The sequence below is a fragment of the Streptomyces sp. NPDC015130 genome (assembly GCF_043080005.1).
In the GTDB taxonomy this organism is placed as follows: Bacteria; Actinomycetota; Actinomycetes; order Streptomycetales; family Streptomycetaceae; genus Streptomyces.
Genome location: NZ_JBIBVC010000027.1, coordinates 40,096 through 62,256, shown reverse-complemented (window position 1 = coordinate 62,256; position 22,161 = coordinate 40,096). Strand labels below are relative to the sequence as shown.

General features: G+C 73.1%; 17 protein-coding genes and 1 pseudogene. 10 read left to right on the top strand and 8 right to left on the bottom strand.

Annotated features, from left to right (window positions below; all coding sequences use genetic code 11):
• Positions 1-32: 32 nt before the first annotated feature.
• The gene (locus ACF08F_RS36010) at positions 33-1,841 is read right to left on the bottom strand and encodes a serine hydrolase (protein ID WP_392302758.1); all 1,809 of its coding nucleotides are present in this window, start codon (positions 1,839-1,841) and stop codon (positions 33-35) included.
• A 163-nt stretch (positions 1,842-2,004) separates the two neighbouring features.
• On the opposite strand from ACF08F_RS36010, the gene ACF08F_RS36005 reads away from it, so the two are divergent.
• The 3 genes from ACF08F_RS36005 (at position 2,005) to ACF08F_RS35995 (ending at position 5,527) form a co-directional block, all read left to right on the top strand.
• Positions 2,005-3,114 (top strand): NAD(P)H-dependent flavin oxidoreductase, encoded by a 1,110-nt coding sequence (locus tag ACF08F_RS36005; RefSeq protein ID WP_392302757.1) that lies wholly within the window; start codon positions 2,005-2,007, stop codon positions 3,112-3,114.
• Entirely contained in the window at positions 3,111-4,667 is a 1,557-nt protein-coding gene (locus tag ACF08F_RS36000; protein WP_392302756.1) for an acyl-CoA synthetase, read from the top strand. The genes ACF08F_RS36005 and ACF08F_RS36000 overlap by 4 nt, the downstream gene beginning before the upstream one ends.
• 152 nt (positions 4,668-4,819) lie before the next feature.
• On the top strand, positions 4,820-5,527 hold the full coding sequence (locus tag ACF08F_RS35995) for a GNAT family N-acetyltransferase (protein WP_392302755.1): 708 nt from the start codon (positions 4,820-4,822) through the stop codon (positions 5,525-5,527).
• Here ACF08F_RS35995 and ACF08F_RS35990 read toward each other — a convergent pair.
• Positions 5,464-6,090 carry a nitroreductase family deazaflavin-dependent oxidoreductase gene (locus ACF08F_RS35990; protein WP_392302754.1) on the bottom strand — a complete coding sequence of 209 codons (627 nt, stop codon included), beginning with the start codon at positions 6,088-6,090 and terminating at the stop codon, positions 5,464-5,466. The genes ACF08F_RS35995 and ACF08F_RS35990 overlap by 64 nt on opposite strands.
• Positions 6,091-6,243: 153 nt before the next feature.
• Here ACF08F_RS35990 and ACF08F_RS35985 point away from each other — a divergent pair, with 153 nt between their 5' ends.
• Positions 6,244-6,648, top strand: a complete 405-nt coding sequence (locus ACF08F_RS35985) for a MarR family winged helix-turn-helix transcriptional regulator (RefSeq protein WP_392302775.1) — start codon at positions 6,244-6,246, stop codon at positions 6,646-6,648.
• Between the two features lie 41 nt (positions 6,649-6,689).
• Entirely contained in the window at positions 6,690-7,787 is a 1,098-nt protein-coding gene (locus ACF08F_RS35980; RefSeq protein ID WP_392302753.1) for a calcium:proton antiporter, read from the top strand.
• Between the two features lie 9 nt (positions 7,788-7,796).
• Here the strand turns inward: ACF08F_RS35980 and ACF08F_RS35975 are convergent, their stop codons facing one another.
• Positions 7,797-10,181: a penicillin acylase family protein gene (locus ACF08F_RS35975; protein WP_392302774.1), complete on the bottom strand. Its 2,385-nt coding sequence runs from the start codon at positions 10,179-10,181 to the stop codon at positions 7,797-7,799.
• A gap of 264 nt (positions 10,182-10,445) precedes the next feature.
• Between ACF08F_RS35975 and ACF08F_RS35970 the strand changes: the two are divergent.
• A pseudogene (locus tag ACF08F_RS35970) lies at positions 10,446-11,397 on the top strand (AMP-binding protein); the annotation flags it as partial.
• Between the two features lie 13 nt (positions 11,398-11,410).
• Here ACF08F_RS35970 and ACF08F_RS35965 read toward each other — a convergent pair.
• Complete coding sequence (locus ACF08F_RS35965; protein ID WP_392302752.1) at positions 11,411-11,791, bottom strand: VOC family protein; 381 nt, start codon at positions 11,789-11,791, stop codon at positions 11,411-11,413.
• A 23-nt stretch (positions 11,792-11,814) separates the two neighbouring features.
• Complete coding sequence (gene paaK, locus ACF08F_RS35960) at positions 11,815-13,101, bottom strand: phenylacetate--CoA ligase PaaK (protein ID WP_392302751.1); 1,287 nt, start codon at positions 13,099-13,101, stop codon at positions 11,815-11,817.
• Positions 13,102-13,474: 373 nt separating this feature from the next.
• Between paaK and ACF08F_RS35955 the strand changes: the two genes are divergently transcribed.
• On the top strand, positions 13,475-14,251 hold the full coding sequence (locus ACF08F_RS35955; RefSeq protein WP_392302750.1) for a GNAT family N-acetyltransferase: 777 nt from the start codon (positions 13,475-13,477) through the stop codon (positions 14,249-14,251).
• A gap of 9 nt (positions 14,252-14,260) precedes the next feature.
• Here ACF08F_RS35955 and ACF08F_RS35950 read toward each other — a convergent pair whose 3' ends face one another.
• The gene (locus ACF08F_RS35950; protein WP_392302749.1) at positions 14,261-15,652 is read right to left on the bottom strand and encodes a cytochrome P450; all 1,392 of its coding nucleotides are present in this window, start codon (positions 15,650-15,652) and stop codon (positions 14,261-14,263) included.
• 409 nt (positions 15,653-16,061) lie between these two features.
• Here ACF08F_RS35950 and ACF08F_RS35945 point away from each other — a divergent pair, with 409 nt between their 5' ends.
• A complete protein-coding gene (locus tag ACF08F_RS35945) occupies positions 16,062-16,652 on the top strand; it encodes a 2'-5' RNA ligase family protein (RefSeq protein ID WP_392302748.1) in 591 nt (196 codons plus the stop codon).
• A gap of 122 nt (positions 16,653-16,774) precedes the next feature.
• On the opposite strand, the gene ACF08F_RS35940 is transcribed toward ACF08F_RS35945, so the two are convergent.
• The gene (locus tag ACF08F_RS35940; RefSeq protein WP_392302747.1) at positions 16,775-17,611 is read right to left on the bottom strand and encodes a pentapeptide repeat-containing protein; all 837 of its coding nucleotides are present in this window, start codon (positions 17,609-17,611) and stop codon (positions 16,775-16,777) included.
• A 136-nt stretch (positions 17,612-17,747) separates the two neighbouring features.
• Here ACF08F_RS35940 and ACF08F_RS35935 point away from each other — a divergent pair, with 136 nt between their 5' ends.
• The gene (locus tag ACF08F_RS35935) at positions 17,748-19,277 is read left to right on the top strand and encodes an alpha/beta fold hydrolase (protein ID WP_392302746.1); all 1,530 of its coding nucleotides are present in this window, start codon (positions 17,748-17,750) and stop codon (positions 19,275-19,277) included.
• 237 nt (positions 19,278-19,514) lie between these two features.
• On the opposite strand, the gene ACF08F_RS35930 is transcribed toward ACF08F_RS35935, so the two are convergent.
• Complete coding sequence (locus tag ACF08F_RS35930; protein WP_392302745.1) at positions 19,515-21,161, bottom strand: acyl-CoA synthetase; 1,647 nt, start codon at positions 21,159-21,161, stop codon at positions 19,515-19,517.
• Between the two features lie 183 nt (positions 21,162-21,344).
• Between ACF08F_RS35930 and ACF08F_RS35925 the strand changes: the two genes are divergently transcribed.
• Positions 21,345-22,145 (top strand): crotonase/enoyl-CoA hydratase family protein, encoded by an 801-nt coding sequence (locus ACF08F_RS35925; protein WP_392302744.1) that lies wholly within the window; start codon positions 21,345-21,347, stop codon positions 22,143-22,145.
• Positions 22,146-22,161 lie beyond the last annotated feature (16 nt).

The following is a 22,161-nucleotide window of genomic DNA, read 5'->3' as shown; positions in this document are numbered from 1 at the left end:
GGTCGCTGAACTGACGGTTCGTCAGCGCGCGCTCAGTCGGCCGACCTCGCCCAGCCGTCGGCCGCGATCCGTGATCCGTCCGCCGGACGCGCCTCGTCGAACACCGGTTGTCCCGCGCCGTCGAGGAGCCGCAGCCCGTCCACGTACACGCCCCGTCCGACGTACCGCTGGTCCGTCGTGTACCGCCAGCGCAGGAGGGCGGGCGTCCCGGGCAGGGCGGCGGACACGGTGTGCCAGACGCGGCCGGACCAGCCGCCGACCGTGCCCGCCGGGTGGTCGGCGCGGCCGTCGGTGGTGAAGGGCACCGGCCGCCAGGTCGCGCCGCCGTCGGCCGAGGACTCCAGGGCGACCGCGTCGGCGCCCGGCTCGGTGTCCCACCACAGCGCGCACTCCAGGCGCGCCGCACCCGCGACCTGAGGGATCGTCAAGGTGGCCGTCGTGGCGCTCGCCATGCCGGAGAACCAGGCGGTACGGCCCCGGGCGGGCCGGACGGGGACGGCGCGGGCCAGGTGGTTCGCCGCGGCGACCCGGGGCGCCGAGCCGGAGCGCCACGAGCGCACCGGGTGGACCGAGTTGCCGAGGACGACGAGGAAGGCGTCGGTCGTCGGGTCGAGGACGAGACTGGTGCCGGTGAACCCGGTGTGGCCGGCCGTGCGCGGGGTGGCCATCGCGCCCATGTACCAGTGCTGGTGGAGCTCGAAGCCGAGGCCGTGCTCGTCGCCGGGGAAGGCCGTGTTGAAGTCGGTGAACATCAGGTCGACGGACTCGGGGGAGAGGATGCGGGCCCGGCCGTACGCCCCGCCGTTGAGGAGGGTGCGGGCCAGGACCGCGAGGTCCCAGGCGCGTGAGAACACCCCGGCGTGGCCCGCGACCCCGCCCATGGCGTAGGCGTTCTCGTCGTGGACCTCGCCCCGCACCATGCCCCGGTCGAGCCCCGACCAGGGGAGCCGGGCGTCCTCGGTCGCGGCGATCCCCGGCCGCCACGAGGGCGGCGGGTTGAAGCGCGTGCGGTGCATCCCGAGCGGGGCGGTGATCTCGTCGTGGAGCAGGGTGTCGAGGCCGCGAGCGGTGATCTTCTCCAGGATCAGCTGGAGCGAGATCAGGTTCAGATCGGAGTAGAGGTACGCCGTGCCCGGCGGGCCGGCGAGCTTCTCGCCCCACAGCAGCCGCAGCCGCCCCTCCGGGGTCGGCTCCCGGTACAGCGGGATCCACGACCGGAACCCCGAGGTGTGCGTGAGCAGCTGACGTACCGTGACGTCCTGCTTCCCGCCGCCCCCGAACTCCGGGAGGTACGCGGTGACCTTCGCCTCCAGCTCCAGGGCCCCGCGCTCGATCTGCTGCACCGCCAGGATCGAGGTGAACAGCTTGGAGACGGACGCCAGGTCGAACACGGTGTCCTCGGTCATCGGGACCCGCTCCCCGGGCGGCAGCTCGACTCCCGTGTCCGTCTTCTCGTCGTACGCGGAGTAGCGCACGGCCGAGCCGATCGGCTCGTGCAGGGCGACGGTCCCGCCGCGCCCGGCGAGGAGCACGGCGCCCGCGTACCAGGGGTGCGTGGGGGAGGGGGCGAGGAAGGCCTCGGCGTCCGTGACCAGCCGGTCCAGGTGCGCGGGGAGCAGCCCGGCCCGCTCGGCCGACCCCCGCCGCAGCGTGGTCCGCCGCGCCGGGCGCCCGAGCCCCGGGCCCCGGGGGTCCGTGCTCCCCGGGCCTGTGCCTCCGGGGCCCGGCGCGGCCGCGGCCCCCGGCACCGAACCGATCATCACCGCACCTCCCAGTGCCAGCATCCCGCCGCCGAACGCGCGGCGGCTCAGAACTCCGTCTCGTACCGCATCCTCCGTCATGCCCACCCTCTCCCACGGCGGGCCGCGACGAAACGTCGGCGTACCGGCCGTCGTGGGTTCGGCGTACCGGCCATGTGGGTCCGACGTACCGGCGGCAAAAGAATCTGACGACGCATCAGAAAATCTCTTCCCTCCGTCGCGCGGCTACGGCATCCTGCCGCCCATGAAGACGGAGCTGAGTCGCACACTGGGGATCGAGCACGCCATCTTCGGCTTCACGCCCTTCCCCGCGGTGGCCGCCGCCCTCACCAGAGCCGGCGGATTCGGAGTCCTCGGCGCGGTCCGCTACACCGCGCCCGACGACCTCGCCCGCGACCTCGACTGGATGCAGGACCACACCGACGGGCTGCCCTACGGCCTCGACGTCGTGATGCCCGCGAAGAAGGTCGAGGGCGTGAGCGAGGCGGACGTCGAGGCCATGATCCCCGAGGAGCACCGCGCGTTCGTCCGCGCGACCCTCGCCAAACACGGCGTGCCCGAACTCCCCGAGGGCGAGGCCTCCGGCTGGCGCATCACCGGCTGGATGGAGCAGGTCGCCCGCGGCCAGCTCGACGTCGCCTTCGACTACCCGATCAAGCTCCTGGCCAACGCCCTCGGCTCCCCGCCCCCGGACGTCGTCGCCCGCGCCCACGACCACGGCGTCCTGGTCGCCGCCCTCGCGGGCAGCGCCCGGCACGCCCGCCACCACGCCGAGGCCGGCATCGACGTCGTCGTCGCCCAGGGGTACGAGGCGGGCGGCCACACCGGCGAGATCGCGTCCATGGTCCTCACCCCCGAGGTCGTCGAGGCCGTGTCCCCGCTGCCCGTGCTCGCGGCCGGCGGCATCGGCAGCGGAGAGCAGATCGCCGCCGGACTGGCCCTCGGCGCCCAGGGTGTCTGGCTCGGCTCGATCTGGCTCACCACCACCGAGGCCGACCTGCACTCGCGCGCCCTGACCGCCAAGCTCCTCGCAGCGGGCTCCGGCGACACGGTCCGCTCCCGCGCGTTGACCGGCAAGCCCGCGCGCCAGCTCCGTACCGAGTGGACCGACGCCTGGGACGACCCGGCGGGCCCCGGCCCGCTGCCCATGCCGCTCCAGGGGCTCCTGGTGGCCGAGGCCGTCTCCCGTATCCAGAAGTACGAGGTCGATCCGCTCCTCGGCACGCCCGTCGGGCAGATCGTCGGCCGGATGAACTCCGAGCGCAGCGTCCAGCAGGTCGTCGACGAGCTCACCCGGGGCTTCGAGAAGGCCGTCGACCGCATCAACCGCATCGCGGGACGGAGCGAGGCATGAGCCAGTCAGCCGCACCCACCGGATTCTGGGCCCAGGCCGCCGCCGACCCCGGCCGTACGGTCCTCGTCGCCCCCGACGGCGAGGAATGGACCGCCGGCCGGCTGCACACCGATGCCAACCGGCTCGTCCACGGGCTCCGCGCCGCGGGCCTGGAACGCGGCGACGCCTTCGCCGTCGTCCTGCCCAACGGCCCCGAGTTCTTCACGGCCCATCTCGCCGCCACCCAGGCCGGGTTCTACCTGGTCCCCGTCAACCACCACTTCGTCGGACCCGAGATCGCCTGGATCGTCGCCGACTCCGGCGCCAAGGTCCTCCTCGCCCACGAGCGCTTCGCCGAGGCCGTCAGCCTCGCCGCCGACGAGGCCGGACTCGCCGCCACGCACCGGTACGCCGTCGGGACGATCCCCGGCTTCCGCCCGTACGCGGAGCTCCTCGACGGGCAGGACGGCGCCGCACCCGCCGACCGCACGCTCGGCTGGGTCATGAACTACACCTCGGGCACCACCGGACGGCCCCGGGGCATCCGCCGCCCCCTGCCCGGAAGGCTCCCCGAGGAGACCCCGCTCGGCGGCTTCCTCGGCATCTTCGGCATCCGGCCCGGCGACGGCAACGTCCACCTCGTCTGTTCCCCGCTCTACCACACGGCCGTCCTCCAGTTCGCCTCCGCCGCCCTGCACATCGGGCACCCGCTCGTCCTGATGGACCGGTGGACACCGGAGGAGATGCTGCGGCTGATCGACCGGTACGCGTGCACCCACACCCACATGGTCCCCACCCAGTTCCACCGGCTGCTCTCCCTCCCGGCCGAGGTGCGCGAGCGGTACGACGTCTCCTCCATGCGCCATGCCATCCACGGCGCCGCACCCTGCCCCGAGCACGTGAAACGGGCGATGATCGAGTGGTGGGGCCACAGTGTCGAGGAGTACTACGCGGCCAGCGAGGGCGGCGGGGCCTTCGCCACCGCCGAGGAGTGGCTGAAGAAGCCCGGCACGGTCGGCAGGGCCTGGCCGATCAGCGAGCTCGCCGTCTTCGACGACGACGGGAAGCGCCTGCCCCCCGGCGAAGTGGGCACCGTCTACCTGAAGATGAACACCGGCGGCTTCCAGTACCACAAGGACGAGGCGAAGACCGCGAAGAACCGCATCGGCGAGTTCTTCACCGTCGGCGACCTCGGCGTCCTCGACGCGGACGGCTACCTGTTCCTCCGCGACCGCAAGATCGACATGATCATCTCGGGTGGGGTCAACATCTACCCGGCCGAGATAGAGGCCGCCCTCCTCACGCACCCGGCCGTCGCGGACGCCGCCGCCTTCGGCATCCCGCACGCCGACTGGGGCGAGGAGGTCAAGGCGGTCGTCGAGGCGGCCGAGGGCCACGAGCCCGGTCCCGCGCTCGCCGACGAGATCCTGGCCCACTGCGGCGACCGCCTGGCCGGCTTCAAGCGCCCCAGGACGGTCGACTTCGTCACCGCCATGCCCCGCGACCCCAACGGCAAGCTGTACAAGCGCCGCCTCCGCGACCCGTACTGGGAGGGCCGCGACCGGCCCCTCTAGGGCGTGTTGCGAAAGTAGCGCCGGCCGCCCGAAGGCCCGCCCTTCGGGCGGACGACGGGAGTTTGACGACACGCCCTAGACTCCGTGGGTGAGGAGGTCTCCGACGGTGGCCTCCTTCCCCGTGCGGCACGGAGTGGGAGAGGGACGACACGATGGCGGGCAGCGACCCCTTCGCACTGGACGACCCCGTACTGGACGACCCGGTGGGGGAGTCCCTCCGGGGGCGGCACGCCCATCTCGCGCGCCGGGTGGGGCGGGCCTTCACCTATCTGCCGGACGTCTCGACCTTCGCCGCCGTGGCCACCGACCCGGATCCGGTGCGGTGGGACGACCTCACCGAACTCCTCGGCCGGGACGCGTTCGCCGACATGTTCAGCTGCCCGGCGCTCCCGCCGTCGCACTGGGAACCCGTCTTCGTCCTGGAAGGCCGCCAGATGGTCAGGCCGGGTGGCGGCGCCCCCGAGGACCTGGAGGACGGCGTGGTCGAACTGGGCGCGGAGAGCGTGCCCGAGATGCTGGAGCTCGTCGAGCGCACCCGGCCCGGACCCTTCTGGTCCCGGACCCCCGAACTCGGCACCTACCTCGGCATCCGCGAGAAGGGCACGCTGGTCGCCATGGCCGGGGAGCGGCTCCGGCCGCCGGGATGGACCGAGATCAGCGCGGTCTGCACGGCGCCCGAGGCACGCGGGCAGGGCCACGCGGCCCGCCTGGTCGGCGCGCTCGCGGCGCGCGTCGAGGCGCGGGGCGAAGGGGCCTTCCTCCACGTGGCCGAGGCGAACACCGGCGCGATCGCCCTCTACGAGAAGCTCGGCTTCGTGACGCGCAGGCCCGTGACCTTCCGCGGGTTCCGCACGCCGTAGCGAACCGCGCGTACCGCCGCCCTCTGCGCCTCCGTCGCCTCGGTGTCCAGCCCCTCGCGTAACGCGGCGAGTTCGGTGCGCAGTTCGGCGTGGACCTTGGCCAGGTGGTCGGCGATCGCCCGGCGCCGCGACGGGTCCCCGAGGTCCACGCGGTGCAGGGCGACGACCGGGATGGTCCTGTCCGTGGCCGCCTGGTAGGCGGCGAACCCCGGCTCGCGGGACGCCTGTTCCGCGTACAGCCGGTTCCGTTCCGCACCCTCCGTCACCGCCGCTGTGGCCGCGAAGCGCTCGACGGTCCCCTCCGGGGTGCCGAGTTCGACGGTCACGTGCGGGTCGGCGCTGAGGTTGTGGAACCAGGCCGGGTGCTTCGGCCCGCCGGCGTTCGACGCGAAGACGAGCAGTCGCGCCCCGTCACGCACGTACACGGCGGGGTTGGTGCGGGGGCGTCCGCTGAGGGCTCCCGGCGTGGTGAGCAGGAGCAGGTTCGCGCCCTCGAACATCCCGCCCAGCCGGCCGCCGTTGGCGCGGAACTCCTCGATGACCTGCTGGTTGACCTCGGACATGGCTGTGCCTTCCGGTAGCATCGATCCCGACGGATCTATTTGCTTTGAAAGCAAAGCTAAAAAGGAGGGTGCGAGGTGTCAACCGCACGCGAGGGGGACGAGGCCGCCGACGGGCCGGAACTCGACGAGGCCGTGCGCACGTTGCTGCTGCTCATGCCTCGGATGGTCTCGCGGGCGAAGCGCATCAGAATTCCCGACGAGCTGCAGACGCTCACGCTCGCGCCCCGCCATCTCTCCCTGCTCGCCTACCTCCTGTTCGACGGGTCGCTGAGCGTCAACGAGCTCGCCGCCCGTCTGGAGGTGGCCCCCACGACCGTGAGTCTGATGGTGGGGGACCTGGCGAAGAAGGGCGTACTGGAACGGGTCGAGGACCCCGCGGACCGCAGGCGCAAGATCGTCTCCATCGCCCCGGCGCACAGCGCCGCCATCGACGGCTGGCTCGGCCGCAGCGCCGGTGCGTGGCGCGCCGCCCTCGCCCCGCTCGACCCGGCGCAGCGACGGATGTTCCTGGAGACCCTCACCGCTTACGAGCGCGCCCTCAGCGACCCCCTGGATTGACCGAACCGGGCGAAAGCCCCCTTTGTGGCAGGATGCGGATCATGAGTTCGAGCACGGCGTCATTGACACGGCAGTGGACCACCTGGGGGCCGGTGGTGGCGGCGCTTGCGCTTGTCGCGGCCTGGGGACGCGACCTGCCGGGCTTCGCCGTCGGGTTCATCGCGCTCTGCCTGATCGTCGCCGTCCTCGCCGCGGTCCACCACGCCGAGGTCATCGCCCACCGGGTGGGTGAACCGTACGGCTCGCTCGTCCTCGCCGTGGCCGTCACGGTGATCGAGGTGGGACTCATCGTCTCGCTGATGGTGGGAGGCGGCGAGAAGACCGCGACCTACGCGCGGGACACCGTCTTCGCCGCCGTCATGATCACCTGCAACGGCATCGTCGGACTGTCCCTCCTCGTCGGCGCACTCCGCAACCGGGTCGCCGTCTTCAACGCCGAAGGCTCCGGCGGTGCGCTCGCCACCGTCTGCACCCTGGCCACGATGACGCTGGTCCTGCCGACCTTCACCACCAGCCACCCGGGCCCCGAGTTCTCCGGCGTCCAGCTCGCCTTCGCCGCCGTCGCCTCCCTCTGCCTGTACGCCGTGTTCGTCGCCGTCCAGACCGTCCGGCACCGGGACTACTTCCTGCCGGTTCCGCGCCCCGGCCACGACTCGGAGGACGACCACGCGGAGCCGCCGACCCGGCGCGAGGCCTGGACCAGCCTCGGCCTGCTCGTCGTCGCCCTCGTCGCCGTCGTCGGCAACGCCAAGCTGATCTCGCCCACCATCGAGGACGGCGTCCAGTCGGCGGGCCTGCCCAAGGCGGTCGTCGGTGTCGTCATCGCCCTGATGGTGCTGCTGCCCGAGACCCTCGCCGCCGTCCGCGCGGCCCGCCGTGACCGCATGCAGACCAGCCTCAACCTCGCGTACGGCTCCGCGATCGCCAGCATCGGCCTGACGATTCCGGCGATCGCGCTCGCCTCGATCTGGCTGTCCGGACCCCTGATCCTGGGCCTGGGCCCGCTCCACATGGTCCTGCTCGTCCTCACCGGTGTGGTGAGCGCCCTGACCGTGGTGCCCGGACGGGCCACGCTCCTCCAGGGCGGCGTCCATCTCTCGATCTTCGCCGCCTTCGTCTTCCTCTCCTTCAGCCCGTGACGGTCCGGTTCAGCCCCTGACGACCACCACCCGCAGCGCCGGCGAGCGCAGGATGTCCTTCTCGCAGAAGCGGGAGGTCACCCAGCGCTCGCCCGCGTACAACCGGGTCTGGTCGCTGTGGTGCGGCGACGCCGGGTTCGAGGACTGGGAGTACGTCAGCAGGGTGCGGGCCACCGGGCACCGGCTCCCGTCCCAGCCCACCGCCTGGACGTGACTGGTCCCGTGCGCGACCTCCACGTAGCCGCCGCCCGCCGCGTTCCACACGGGCTCCGTCTTGTTCCAGACGCCCAGCGCCTCGGTCCCGCCGCTCACCGGGATGCGCTCCCCGTTCCGTACGACGAACTGGTGGGCCCCGAGCGGCGCGTCCAGCGGGATCCCCGCCGCCCGCAGCTCCGCCGCCGCGTCCCGCAGCGCCTTCGCGAGGCCCGGCGCCGCCGTGTTCACCGTGCGCGGGGTACGGACCGGGTCCGCCGCCGAGAACGGCACCTTCCACTGCTCGGCCTGCGGCACCGAACCGGCGAACTTGCGCCAGAAGCGGTCGAAGAACAGCGCGCCCCGGCTCTCGACGTCCACCGTCCTGTCCCAGGCCCCGAGCACCCGGCAGACCTCGGGATCGCCCGGCAGCACCGTCGGGCAGGCCGCGGCGACATCGGCCGCCGCCAGGTCACCGGCCGGCGCCCGGTTGGCGAACTGCTGGTGCTGGAGGTCGGCCACCGTCAGCCGCCCCCGCTCCGCCATCGCCGCCACGTCCTCGACACCGCCCCGCGTCCGCAGCGAACGCTGCGTCGCGATCGTGCCGAAGACCCGCTCGTACCCGGTCAGCGGCCGGTCGGCGTTGGTGAGCCACGCGCTGTCGTTGGAGTTCTCGACGTACGGGGTGTCCCGCAGCACCGGCATCCGCGCCGGACCGAACGTCCCGGGCTGGACCGCGTCCGGGTCCGAGCCGAGAGCGCAGTCGGAGCGCGAGCCGTCGAGCACCGCGACACCCGAGGCCGGATAGGTCGCCCGGCCCAGCGGCGTCGAGCAGCGCTGGGCGAGCTCGTCGGTGATCCGGGGGAGCACCTGCGACTGGCTGAAGTAGGAGTGACCGGCCGAGTCGGCCGCGATCGTGTTGACCCACGGCAGCCCCTGGGTGCGCCGCAGGGTCTCGGCGACGTCCCGCGTCGAGCGCGCCTTGCCGAAGCCGAGCGCCGTGTCGGAGCCGCGCAGGTTCGCCGCGTTCGGGTCGTTGAGCGCGTACGCCGTCGTCGTCGTCCACGGCATCGGGAGCTGCGCGCCGAGGCCGCCGACGACCGGGCCGTACCGGGTCCACCACTGGGTACGGGTGACGGTGGCGCCGCCCTTGACCGGGACGGTGACCGTGCGCGCGGTCATCCGCTCCGGGTGCCCGTCCACCAGGTAGGAGGTCGGGTCACCGGGGGCGAGCGTCAGCTGGTGGAGGTTGAGCGGCACTCCGGTGGCGACGGTGTGGCTCCAGGCCACCTTGTCGTTGAAGCCGATGTTGACGACCGTCGTGCCGAGGAGCGAGGCACCCGAGACGTTCAGCTCGCCCGGGATGGTCTGCTGCGACTGCCAGAAGCGGCGGCCGCCCTGCCAGGGGTAGTGCGGGTTGCCGAGGAGCAGCCCGCGCCCGCCGGCCGTCGTGGCCCCCGAGAACGCGACGGCGTTGGAGCCCATGGTCGCGTTCTCGGCGGCGAACAGCGCCCGGGCCGCCTCGGCGGTCCGCGCCGGATCCGGGGCGCTCGTGGGTGCGGACGGGGCGGGCACGGCCGGCGGCTTCGCGGCGGTGATGCCGTCCACGGCCCGGCCCTGGCCGCCGAGGACCGACACGGCGAAGCCGCGCCGGGCCACGTCGAGCGCGGTCACCGGGCGGACCCAGTCGGCGCCGGAGCAGGCGGGATCCGTGATGCGGTTCTTCCGCAGCCAGGCGTTGTAGCCGGCGGCCCAGCCGCGCATCAGCTCCTTGAGGTCGCCGCTCGGGCCGGCCGGAGCCGGCGTCCGGAGCAGCTCCTCGACCGTCCCGGCGTCCTTGACGCCGCGGAAGTACAGGTCGCTGGAGACGTTGGTGGCGGCCGAGGACAGCGAGCCGTCCGGCGCGGCGTCCGGGCCGAAGTACCGGGAGCGCTCGCCGTTCACGGTCAGGAAGCCGTCGGCGAGGACGCACACCTGGTCGGCGGCCTGGGCCCAGCCCGTGCCGAAGCCGAGGTTCGCGTAGTCCTTCGCCACGATGTGCGGGATGCCGAACTCGGTGTACCGGATGACGGCCGACAGGCCCCGGTCGGACGGCCGGTGGCCGCCACGGTCCCCGGAGTCGGCCGCCGCGGCGCCGGGCAGCGTGGCGGTGACGACGGCGAGCGCCGCGCCGGCGAGCGCCAGGTGTTTCAGGCGGGTCATGCGGGTGCGGAGGTGCAAGGTGCCTCCCAACGGACGTATGAGCGCTACTGGTTGGACCATGCACGCAGCCCGGTGACCCGCTTGTCAACATCCCGTTCGGTACCCGTCGTGGGGCGGGTTTCCGGGGCAGGCGCGGCGCGCCGCACCTTCCGCCCGCCGGACGCCGAGGACCGCGGCATGGAACGACTCCTCAGCCGCGCCGTCGACGGCGTGCTGCGCATGAGCGCCCAGCGCGTCCCGGACCGCGTCGCCGTCCGGTACGCCGACCGGCCCGTGCACGCCCTGCCGCTCTACCACGCGGCACAGATGCGACGTCTTCCTGCTGCCCTACCTGGCCGTCGGCGCCGAGAACACGATCGTCGACGGACCCGACCCGGCCGTCCTCTTCGACCTCGTCGAAGCGGGCCGCGCCGACAGCTTCTTCGCACCGCCGACCGTCTGGATCGGCCTCGCCAACCACCCGGACTTCGCCACGCGGGACCTCTCCGCGCTGCGCAAGGCCTACTACGGCGCCTCGATCATGCCCGTACCGGTACTCGAACGGCTGCGGCGCGGCTCCCCGGGCTGCGCTTCTACCACTGCTTTGGCCAGTCCGAGATCGGTCCTCTCGCCACCGTCCTCGGGCCCGACGAGCACGAGGGCCGGATGGACGCTCCCCTCAGACTCCGTCCGGGAGGTACCCCCAGCGGCCGGCCCGTCCGCCACGTCGAGGCCCGGGTCGTGGACGAGGACGGGAAGGACGTGCCCGACGGCACCGCCGGGGAGATCGTCCACCGCTCACCGCAGGTGTGCGACGGCCACTGATGCAAGCCGGAGGAGACCGCGGAGGCCTTCAGGGGCGGCTGGTTCCACTCGGGCGACCTCGCCGTGCGCGACGCCGAGGGCTTCCTCACCATCGTCGACCGGGTGGAGGACGTCATCGACTCCGGGGGAGTGCTCGTCGCCTCGCGCCAGGTCGAGGACGCTCTCTACACCCACCCGGGTGTCGCCGAGGTGGCCGTGATCGGCCTCCCCGACGAGCGCTGGATCGAGGCCGTCACGGCCGTCGTCGTCCCGCGCGGTGAGGTCACGGAGGCCGAAACTCCTCGCGCACGCGCGCGAGAGCCTCGCCCACTTCAAGGCACCGAAACGCGTCCACTTCACCCCGGAGCTGCCACGCAACGCCAGCGGCAAGATCCTCAAGCGAGAACTGCGGGACCGCTTCGGCGCCGTGTGATGTCCCGTCGTCGTCAGCTCGCGAGCTCCTCCACCACGCAGAGGATGTTGCCCTCACTGTCCTTGAACCAGGCACCGCGCATGGTGTCCGATTCGACCACGCCGTCCACCGTCTTGATGCCCGGCAGGTCGTACTCCTCGAACGTGACGCCCTTGGAGCGGAGCTCCGTCATCTCGGCGTCGAGATCGGCGACCTTCCAGCTCGCGAGGGTGTGTCCGGCCTGGCCGCCGTAGGGCGTTTCGTAGAGTCCGATCGTCGTGCCCCCGCACTCGTACCGGGTGTCCTCGGCCGATTCCCTGGTGAGGGGAAGGCCGAGGGTCTCTGAGTAGAAGCGCTTGGCCCGGGTCATGTCGTTGACCGGGACGATCGCGGCGATGGGGGAGTCAGACAGCATCACACTCACCTCCTCCCTCCAGGCTACGCGCCGCGCAGGTCCACGATCCGCTTGATCTTGCCCACCGAGCGCTCCAGCGTCTCGGGGTCGACCACCTCGACCCCGACCGACACCCCGATCCCGTCCTTGACCGCCGCCGCGATGGCCCGGGCCGCCTCCGCGCGCTCCTCGGCCGTCGCGTCCGCGCGGGCCTCGGCCCGGACCGTCAGCGCGTCGAGCCGCCCCTCCCGGGTCAGCCGCAGCTGGAAGTGCGGGGCCACGGCCGGCGTGCGCAGGACGATCTCCTCGATCTGGGTGGGGAAGAGGTTCACCCCGCGCAGGATGATCATGTCGTCGCTGCGCCCGGTGACCTTCTCCATCCGCCGGAACACTCGTGCGGTGCCCGGCAGCAGCCGCGTCAGGTCCCGCGTCCGGTAGCGGATCACCGGCATCGCCTCCTTGGTGAGCGAGGTGAAGACGAGCTCGCCCTCCTCCCCGTCCGGCAGCACCTCGCCCGTGAACGGATCCACGACCTCCGGGTAGAAGTGGTCCTCCCAGATGTGCAGACCGTCCTTCGTCTCCACGCACTCCTGCGCCACGCCGGGACCGATCACCTCCGACAGCCCGTATATGTCGACCGCGTCGATGGCGAACCGCTCCTCGATCTCCTTCCGCATCGCCTCCGTCCACGGCTCGGCGCCGAACACGCCCACCTTCAGCGAGGTGGAGCGCGGGTCCACGCCCTGCCGCTCGAACTCGTCGAGGAGCGTGAGCATGTACGAGGGAGTCACCATGATGATCTCGGGCCGGAAGTCCTGGATGAGCTGCACCTGCCGGGCCGTCATGCCGCCGGAGGCGGGGATCACCGTGCACCCGAGCCGCTCCGCGCCGTAGTGGGCGCCGAGCCCTCCGGTGAACAGGCCGTATCCGTAAGCGACATGGACCTTGTGGCCGGGGCGCGCCCCGGCGGCGCGCAGGGAGCGGGCCACCACGTCCGCCCAGGTGTCGAGGTCCCGGTCGGTGTAGCCGACGACCGTGGGCCGCCCGGTGGTGCCGCTGGAGGCGTGCACGCGGCGGATCCGGGACTGGTCGACGGCGAACATGCCGAAGGGGTAGTGGTCGCGCAGGTCGGACTTGACCGTGAAGGGGAAGCGGGCGAGGTCGGCGAGGGTGCGGCAGTCCTCGGGGGAGAGGCCGGCCGCGTCGAAGGACTCCCGGTAGAAGGGCACGTTCTCGTACGCGTGCCGCAGGGTCGCGCGCAGTCGCTCCAGCTGGAGCAGTGCCAGCTCCTCGCGTCCGAGCCGTTCACCGCTGTCCAGAAGGTCCGTCATGCGCCACTCCTCCGCAGTCGTACATCCACAGTCGTAAAACGGACTACCGATCATTCGGTAGTTGCGTCCGGGCCAGTAAACCCGGAGGTGCCCAGGCCTTGGCAAGGGGTGGGAGGAGGGGAATCCGGGTGGGCGCGTCCGGCCTCCCGGACGGCCCGGTTCGCTCGAATGTCGCACCCCCGGGTGCTTTTGGCGGGCGCCTTCGGGGGAAGCGCAGGCTCCGGTGACGGCGTAGGGGACGGAGTGACCCCATGCTTCCGCCGTCCCGTCCCACCGCCCCCGCGAAGGTGGCCGCCGAGCCGCGACCACCCCGGCGCCCTGGCCAGGCAAAACCTGTTGCCGGGGCGCCGGGTCCGCTGTTGGAGTGGCCGGCATGGAAACCCAAGACCTCCGTGACCTCTACGACCGACAACTGCGCCGTGAGGCCCGCCCCGACGGGCCCGGCTGCCGGGTCGAGCACGTCGGCCCCGTCGTCCGGCAGACCGGACCGGCGCACGCCTGGAACGGCGTCCTCTGGTCCGGCCTCGACGCCGCCGGGGCCGACGCCGCGATCGCCGCGCAGATCGCCCACTACCGCGCCGCCGGACTCTCCTTCGAGTGGAAGCTGTACGGGCACGACGGCCCCGCCGACCTCGCCGACCGGCTCCTCGCCGCCGGCTTCGCCGCCGAGGACCCGGAGACCCTGATGGCCGCCGAGGCCGCCGCCCTGCCCCAGGACGTGCCGCTCCCCGAGGGCGTCGAGCTCCACGCGGTCACCGACGAGGCCGGGGTGCGCCAGGTCGTCGAGGTCCACGAACGCGCCTTCGGCACCGACAGCTCCCACATCGGCCGCCAGCTCCTCGACCGCCTCGCCGCCGACCCGGACACGGTCACCGCCGTCGTCGCCGTCGCTTCCGGCGAACCCGTCAGCGCGGCCCGCCTGGAACTCTGCCCCGGCACCGACTTCGCCGGACTCTGGGGCGGCGGCACCGTCGAGGCCTGGCGGGGCCGCGGCCTCTACCGCGCGCTCGTCGCCCACCGCGCCCGCATCGCCGCGAGCCGCGGCCACCGCTACGTCCAGGTCGACGCGGCGGACACGAGCCGCCCGATCCTCCAGCGCCTGGGCTTCCGGACGCTCTCGACGACGACCCCGTACACGTACACCCCGTAGCCGGAGCGGTCAGGGGCCCTCCTCGACGGCGGGCACGGGCACGGGTGTGGACGCGGCAGGCGTCGGGGTGCGTGGGTGGGCGCGCATGCGCAGGTCGCGGAGTTCGAGCGTCACTGCGGCGGCGAGGCGGCCCCGGTGGCCGGGCACGTGCTCCAGGCGCCAGCGGGAGGCGATGGTCGCGAGGGCGAGGGTCGCCTCGACCATGCTGAAGGAGTCGCCGATGCACTTGCGGGCGCCCGCGGCGAAGGGGAGGAAGGCGTGACGGGGCGGCTGGGGGTGCGGGGCGGCCCAGCGATCGGGGGAGAAGGCCTCGGGATCCCGGTAGAGGTCGGGCCGGTGGTGGATGAGATACGGGCTGTACGCGACGCTGGTCCCGGCCGGCAGCGGATGCCCGCCGAGGTGCGTGTCGGCGGTGACCGCGCGGGTGAAGAACCACCCCGGCGGGCGCAGCCGGAGGGTTTCGGTGACGACGCGCTCGGTCAGCGGCAGGCGCGGCAGATCGGCGTGGGTGGCGGGCGCACCGCCCAGGACGGCGTCGACCTCGGCGTGCAGCCGCTGCTCGACCTCGGGGTGACGGGCCACCAGGTCCAGCGCGGAGGACAGCGTCGCGGCGGTGCTCTCGATGCCGGCCAGGACGAAGGAGACGACGGTGTCGCTGATCTCGGCGCCCGTCATGCCGGGCCGGTCGTCCTCGGGGTCGTGGGCCGCCACCAGGGCCGAGAGCAGGTCACCGTAGTCGGCGCCGTCGGCCCGGCGCTCGGCGATGACGCGCTCGACGGTGCCGTGGAGACGGGCGCGGGCCGCGAGGTGGGCGCGGTTGCCGCGGGTGGGCAGCCGGTCGAGCGGCGGGACCAGGAACATGCGCTGGTAGAGGCTCTTGACCACGGTCGTGACGTCGTCGGTGAGTTGGCCGTGCGCGGTCGCGGGCAGGGCGTCGGAGAACAACGTGGCGGTGATGATCCTGGAGCTGGCCGCCATCATCTCGGCCGGTACGTCGAGGACCTGCCCGGGACCCCAGGAATCGGCCGCGTCCCGGACGCACCTGCTCATCGCTCGCGCGTAGTCCGGGAGCCGGGCCTGGTGGAAGGCGGGCTGGGACAGCCGGCGCAGCCGGCGGTGCGCCTGATGCGGGCAGGAGACCACGCCGTCGCCGATCACTTCGCGCAGGCGGTCGTAGAGCGGACCCCCCTTGTCGAAGACGCGGTCGTCCAGCAGTGCCTGCCGGGTCAGTTCCGGATCGCAGATCACGATCACGCTCATGGGACCGAGCCGGACGCGGACCAGATCACCGAGGGCGGGCAGCGAGTTCAGGAACGCCAGGGGGTCCCGCAGCAGCGGCACCACGTGCCCGAGGAGGGGGAGGGCCCGGGGAGCGGTGGGGATCGACGGGAAGTCCTTCATGGCGTGCTACGGCTCCTCTCGGCGGGCACTGTGGCCGGGCGGACCCTCCCGCTGAGGGCCGATCCCGCCGGCGGTCCGGCCGATCCGGACCTCGCCGGAGCCGTACGGCCACGTCGGGTCCGTCCCGACCGAGTCCCGCATCCCGGTGTGTCTAGCGCAGGCCTGCGGCGTGGCATCTGCCCGATCGGGAAACCGGCAGGTCAGCGGGCGTCACCCGGATCACCGCAGGTTGACGGCCGTCCTGCGTGCGGTCGTCCGGGCCGGAGCGGACCGCTGACGGTCGGATCCGCAACGCCGCCTCCGGTCGTCGCCTGAACCTGGAGGGCGGCAGCGGCTGGACCCACGGCACCCGGCTCATCCAGCATCGGGCGCCGGAGCGGCCGCCCCGGCCCTGGCGCACCATGGTGGTGTGGACACGGACCTCCCCCACGCCGACGGCGGCGAGCGGCCGGGTGTCCTCGGTAGCGCGCCGACGCCCCGCACCGCCGTGGCGTGGCTCCCGCCCGCGGAGCTGTGGCCCGCGATCCAGCGGATCCGCGAGGTGCACGACCGGCAGATCGATCGCTGGCCGCCGCACGTGAACCTGCTCTTCGGCTTCGTCCCGGAGGCGGACTTCGGCCGGGCGGCTCCGCTGCTGGCCGCAGCCGTGGCCGAGGTCGCGCCGTTCACCGCCCGGCTCAGCGGGGTGCGCAGCTTCGGGCACCGCCACGACGCCACCTTGTGGCTCGATCCGGCAGCGGCCGGCCCCGAGCCCTGGGCGGCGCTGTACGACGCGCTGCTACGACGCTTCCCCCGCTGCCGGGGCCGCGCCGCCGGCTTCACCCCGCACCTCTCGCTGGGCCGGAGCAGGATTCCGCGGAGGCTCGCCCCCGAGCTGGCCGGACGGCTGGGCACGATGCCGGCCCGGGTCGAGGAGGTCGTCGTGCTGTCCCGGCGGGAGGACGGTCCCATGCGGCCGCGGCTCGTCTTCGGACTCGGGACGACGGGCGACGCACGGTAGCCCCTGTCTGGGCGCCGCAGGCCGGGCGCGTCAGCCACCGGCCCGGAGGGCCGCGGGGCAGGGCTCCGTCTCGCCCCGGCCGAGCGTGGATCGTGCGGGCGCGGACCGCCCCGGGGCGTCGGTCAGGATGCCCAGTGCGTGGGGCGGTCGAAACCGGCCGGGAGGCGGGTCGCCCGGTCGCCGCGGGCCGAGTTCAGCTGCGGCTGGGTGAGGAAGAGCGCGCCGGTCAGGTCCGCACCCGACAGGTCGGCGTCCCGCAGGTCCGCCCCGATGAGGTCGGTGAGCGTCAGGTCGGCCCCCGTCAGGTCGGTGGCGATCAGGAGCGCCCCGCGCAGGTCCGCACCCCGCAGCTTCGCCCCGCGCAGCCGCTTGCCGATCAGGTCGGCCCCCCGGCGGCTCTTCGGGCGCCCGCCGGCCGTCGCCCGTACCAGCTCGCTCGTCCGCAGCAGCAGCGGGTTCACCTCGGCGCGCACGGGCGCCACGTCGAGCTTCTCCAGCGCGTCGGGCGTCCCCCCGGTCAGCTCCTCGACCCGGGCGAGCGCCGCGCGCAGCTCGGCGTGGAGCGGCCGGGCGGCCGGCAGCGCCAGGGCCTCGGTGAGGTAGCGCAACAGCTCGTGGAGCCGGCGTACGACCGGGAACACCTCGTACATCTGGCGCGCGGTCTCCGGCGCCTCGCGCCAGGACACCCCGCCGAACGTCACCTGGGAGACCTGCTGGCCCGCGCCGAAGCAGTCGTACACCGTGCAGCCCTGGAAGCCGCTGGGCCGCAGCCGGGTGTGGATGCCGCAGCGGAAGTCCTCCTGGAGGTTGCGGCAGGGATCACCGGACGACTTGGTCACGGCGAAGTCCGCCGACTTCGCGAAGGGCAGCGCCACGCAGCACAGACCGAAGCAGTTGGCGCAGTCTCCGCGCAGCGCGGATTCCCGGGTCTCGGGCACGGTGGAACGGTTCCTTCGCATGTCGGGGACGGTCCGTCCACCGTATCGCGGCCCCGGAGAGCGCCCCGCACGTCGTTGCGCCCATCGTCCCGCCCGTCGTGCGGCCCTCGGCGAAATCCGTTGCGAAGATCGACAACAGGTCGTGATGATCATCCACATGCCCACTTCCACGACGTTCACCACGTACGACGGGACCGAGCTCGCCTACCGGACGCTGGGGGAGGGCGAGCCGCTGGTCTGCCTGCCCGGCGGTCCCATGCGCGACGCCGCCTACCTCGGCGACCTCGGCGGACTCGCCGCCCACCGCACCCTGGTCGTGCTCGACGCCCGGGGCACCGGAGCGAGCGCCGAGCCCGCCGACCGCGGCACGTACCGCTGCGACCGGCAGGTCGGCGACGTCGAGGCCCTCCGCGCCCACCTCGGCCTGGAGCGGATCGACCTCCTCGGCCACTCCGCCGCCGGAAACCTCGCCACCCTGTACGCCGCCGCCCACCCCGAGCGCGTCCGCTCCCTCGTCCTCGTCACCTCCAGCGGCTGGGCGCTCGGCCTCGGCACCAGCGACGAGGAGTGGGACGAGGCCGTCGAGATCTTCGCGGACCGGCCCTGGTACGCGGAGGCCCGCGCCGGCATCGCCACCATCGGCCCCGACACCCCGCTGCCCCGCGTCCTGGAGATCGTGGCGCCCTTCGCCTACGGCCGCTGGGACGAGGCCGCGCAGGAGCACGCGGCCGCGGCGCAGCGACAGATCCGCTGGGAGGCCGCCTCCGTCTACCACGGCGAGGGCGCCTACGACCCGGAGGCCACCCGCCGGGCGCTCACCGCGCTCAGGGCGCCGGTGCTGATCGTGGCCGGGGAGTACGACGCCAACCCCACCCCGGCCAAGGCCGCCCGGGCCGTGGCCTGCTTCCCCGACGCCGAACTCGTCGTCCAGCCCGGCGCCGGGCACTTCCCCTGGGTGGACGACGCGGAGGCCTTCGTCCGCTCCGTCGCGGCCTTCCTGGACCCGGAGGTCCGCACGGTCACCGTCGACGGCGTACGCCTCGCCTACCGGGTGAGCGGCCCCGAGGGCGCCCCGCCCGTCGTCCTCGTCCACGGACGCGGCGAGAACGGCACCGGCTGGCACACCATCGCCGAGTCCCTCGCCGCCGACCACCGGGTGTACGCCCCCGACCTGCGAGGACACGGACTCAGCGACCGCCCCGGCGGCTACGGCTTCGAGGACCTCCGCGACGAGCTCGGCGGCTTCCTGCGGGCACTGGACCTCGCCGGGGCGACCGTCGTGGCGCACTCGATGGGCGGCGGGGCGGCCTGCCTCCTCGCCCAGCGGGAACCCGGCCTGATCGGCCGCCTCGTCCTGGAGGAGCCGCCCGTCTTCCTCCCGCTCGACCCGCCGCGCCCGGTCGCCGAGCGCCCGGACGGCCCGCTCGGCCTGGACTGGGAGGTCGTGACGACCACCGACGCCCAGCTGAACGCCCCCGACCCGGCCTGGCGCGAGGGCCTCGCCGCGATCAAGGCCCCCACCCTCGTCCTCGGCGGAGGCCCGTCCAGCCACGTCCCCCAGGACCAGCTGACCTGGCTCACCGAACGGATACCCGGCGCGCGCCTGGTCACGGTCGATGCCGGGCATCTGATCCACGATGCCCGGCCGGCCGAGTTCCTCGCCGCACTGAGGGAGTTCGGCGTCTAGGGCGTGTTGCGAAAGTAGCGCCGGCCGCCCGAAGGGCGGGCCCGACGGCGTCTGGTGCGTGCGATCGCAAGGCGGAGGGTCGCCCCGATACTGGATGTATCGGGGTGATCCCGACAACGCGGCGAGCGTGCGTGCCAGGCGCCGTCGGGCAGGCGGGACTTTCGCAACACGCCCTAGTACCGATTGCGGTTCCTCATAGGGGGTGTCGCGGGCCGGGCGGGACCTTCCGGGCGCCCCCTACGCCCGCCGGTCCTCCGCAGCCGTTCCCGCGTCCGCCTCCACCGCCACCGAGCGGGCCCAGCGGTAGTCCGCCTTGCCGCTGGGGGAGCGTTGGATGTGGTCGGTGAGGACCAGCTGGCGGGGGACCTTGTAGCCCGCCAGGCGCGGGCGGCAGTGGTTCTGCACCGCCTCCAGGTCCAGTGGCGCGGCGTCCGAGCGGAGCTGGACGACCGCGGCGACGTGGTTGCCCCACCGGGCGTCCGGGACTCCGGCGACCAGGGCGTCGTACACGTCGGGGTGGGACTTCAGCGCCTGCTCCACCTCCTCCGGGTAGACCTTCTCGCCGCCCGTGTTGATGCACTGCGAGCCGCGCCCGAGGACGGTGACGACGCCGTGCTCGTCGACGGTCGCCATGTCGCCGAGGAGCACCCACCGCACCCCGTCCTTCTCGAAGAAGGTCTCGGCGGTCTTGGCCGGGTCGTTGTAGTAGCCGAGCGGGACGTGACCGCGCTGGGCCAGGCGGCCGATCTCCCCCGTCGCGACGGTCTCGCGGGTCGCCGGGTCGACGACCTGGGTGCGTTCGTTGACGTGGAGCCGGAAGCCCTTGTCGGGGCCCGAGTCGTCCGTCGCGCGGCCGTTGGAACCGGACTCGGTGGAGCCGAAGTTGTTGAGGAGCAGGACGTCGGGCATCAGCTCCTGGAGCTGGGCCCGCACCGTGTCGGACATGATCGCCCCGGAGGACGACAGGCTGAAGAGGTTCGAAAGGTCGGTGCCCTTGAGCGGGCCCTGCAGGGCGTCCACGAGCGGACGCAGCATCGCGTCGCCCACGAGCGAGATGCTGGAGACCTTCTCCTTCTCCAGGGTGCGCAGGACCTCCTCCGGCACGTACTTGCGGTGCAGGACGACCCGCTGGCCGTAGTTGAAGGCGATGAACGCCGTCAGCGTGGACGTCCCGTGCATCAGCGGCGGCGCGGGGAAGAAGGTGATGCCGGGGCCGCCGGCCGCGACCCGCTCGGCCAGTTCCTCCGGCCGCTTCACTGGCTCGCCCGAGGGTTCGCCGCCGAACAGGCCCGCGAAGAACAGGTCCTCCTGGCGCCACAGGACGCCCTTCGGCATGCCCGTCGTACCGCCGGTGTAGATGATGAAGAGGTCGTCCCCGGAGCGCGGGCCGAAGCCGCGCTCCGGCGAGCCGGCCGCCTCCGCCTCGGTGTACGGCACGCAGTCGAGCGCCGGCGCACCCTCGGGCGGGATCCCGACCCGCACGAGGTGCCGCAGCGTCGAAGTCTGCGGCAGTGCCGCCGCCACCCGGTCCGTGAACTCGGCGTCGAAGACGAGCGCGGCGAGGTCGGCGTCCCGGTAGAGGTAGACGAGCTCCTCCTCCACGTACCGGTAGTTGACGTTCACCGGCACGATCCGGGCCTTGAGGCAGGCGAGGACCGTCTGCAGGTACTCGACGCCGTTGTACAGGTGGAGGCCGAGGTGTTCACCGGGGCGGATGCCCGCGTCGATGAGGTGATGGGCGATGCCGTTGGCGGCGGCGTCGAGTTCGGCGTACGTGAGGCGGCGCTCCGCACCCGTGCCCGGGTGGTCGACGTACACCAGAGCCTCGCGGTCCGGGACCACGTCGACCACCGATTCGAACAGGTCGGCAAGGTTGTACTCCACCGTTCCTCCTGATCCCGGTTCGCGCTGACTCGTACGGGTGCGCAGTGACGTGGCGGTCATTAGAGCGCCGACCGGCGACGGGGGGAAGGGGGTGTGCAGAAGAATCTGACTGAGTGTCAGAAAACTATTGAACTGGACCCCCCACTCCTGCAACCTGTTCCAGAACTGGAGACGGGAGACCCCATGGGTGGCACCGAACACCTCGACGTACGGCGCGAAGGCGCCACGCTCGTCCTCACCTTGAACCGGCCCGAGGCCAAGAATGCCCTCTCGCTGCCGATGCTCGTCGGCCTCCACGACGGCTGGCTGGAGGCCGACGCCGACGACGGCATCCGCTCGGTCGTCCTCACCGGAGCGGGCGGCTCCTTCTGCGCCGGCATGGACCTCAAGGCCCTGGCCGGCAAGGGCATGGCGGGCGAGCGGTACCGGGACCGGCTCAAGGCGGACCCCGACCTGCACTGGAAGGCGATGCTGCGCCACCACCGCCCCCGCAAACCCGTCATCGCGGCCGTCGAGGGGTACTGCGTCGCCGGCGGCACCGAGATCCTCCAGGGCACCGACATCCGGGTCGCGGCCGCCTCGGCGACCTTCGGCCTCTTCGAGGTCAGGCGCGGCCTCTTCCCCATCGGCGGCTCCACGGTCCGGCTGCCGCGCCAGATCGCCCGCGCGCACGCCCTCGAAATGCTCCTCACGGGCCGCCCGTACACCGCCGAGGAAGCCGCCCGCATCGGGCTCGTCGGCCGGGTCGTGCCCGACGGCACGGCCCTGGAAGCGGCCCTCGACATCGCCGAACGGATCAACGCGTGCGGGCCGTTGGCGGTCGAGGCGGTGAAGGCGTCCGTCTACGAGACCGCCGAGATGACGGAGACGGACGGGCTGGCCGCCGAGCTGAAGCGGGGGTGGCCGATCTTCGACACCGCGGACGCGAAGGAGGGGGCGAGGGCGTTCGCGGAGAAGCGGACGCCGGAGTACCGACGGGAGTGATGATCCCCCACCCCGC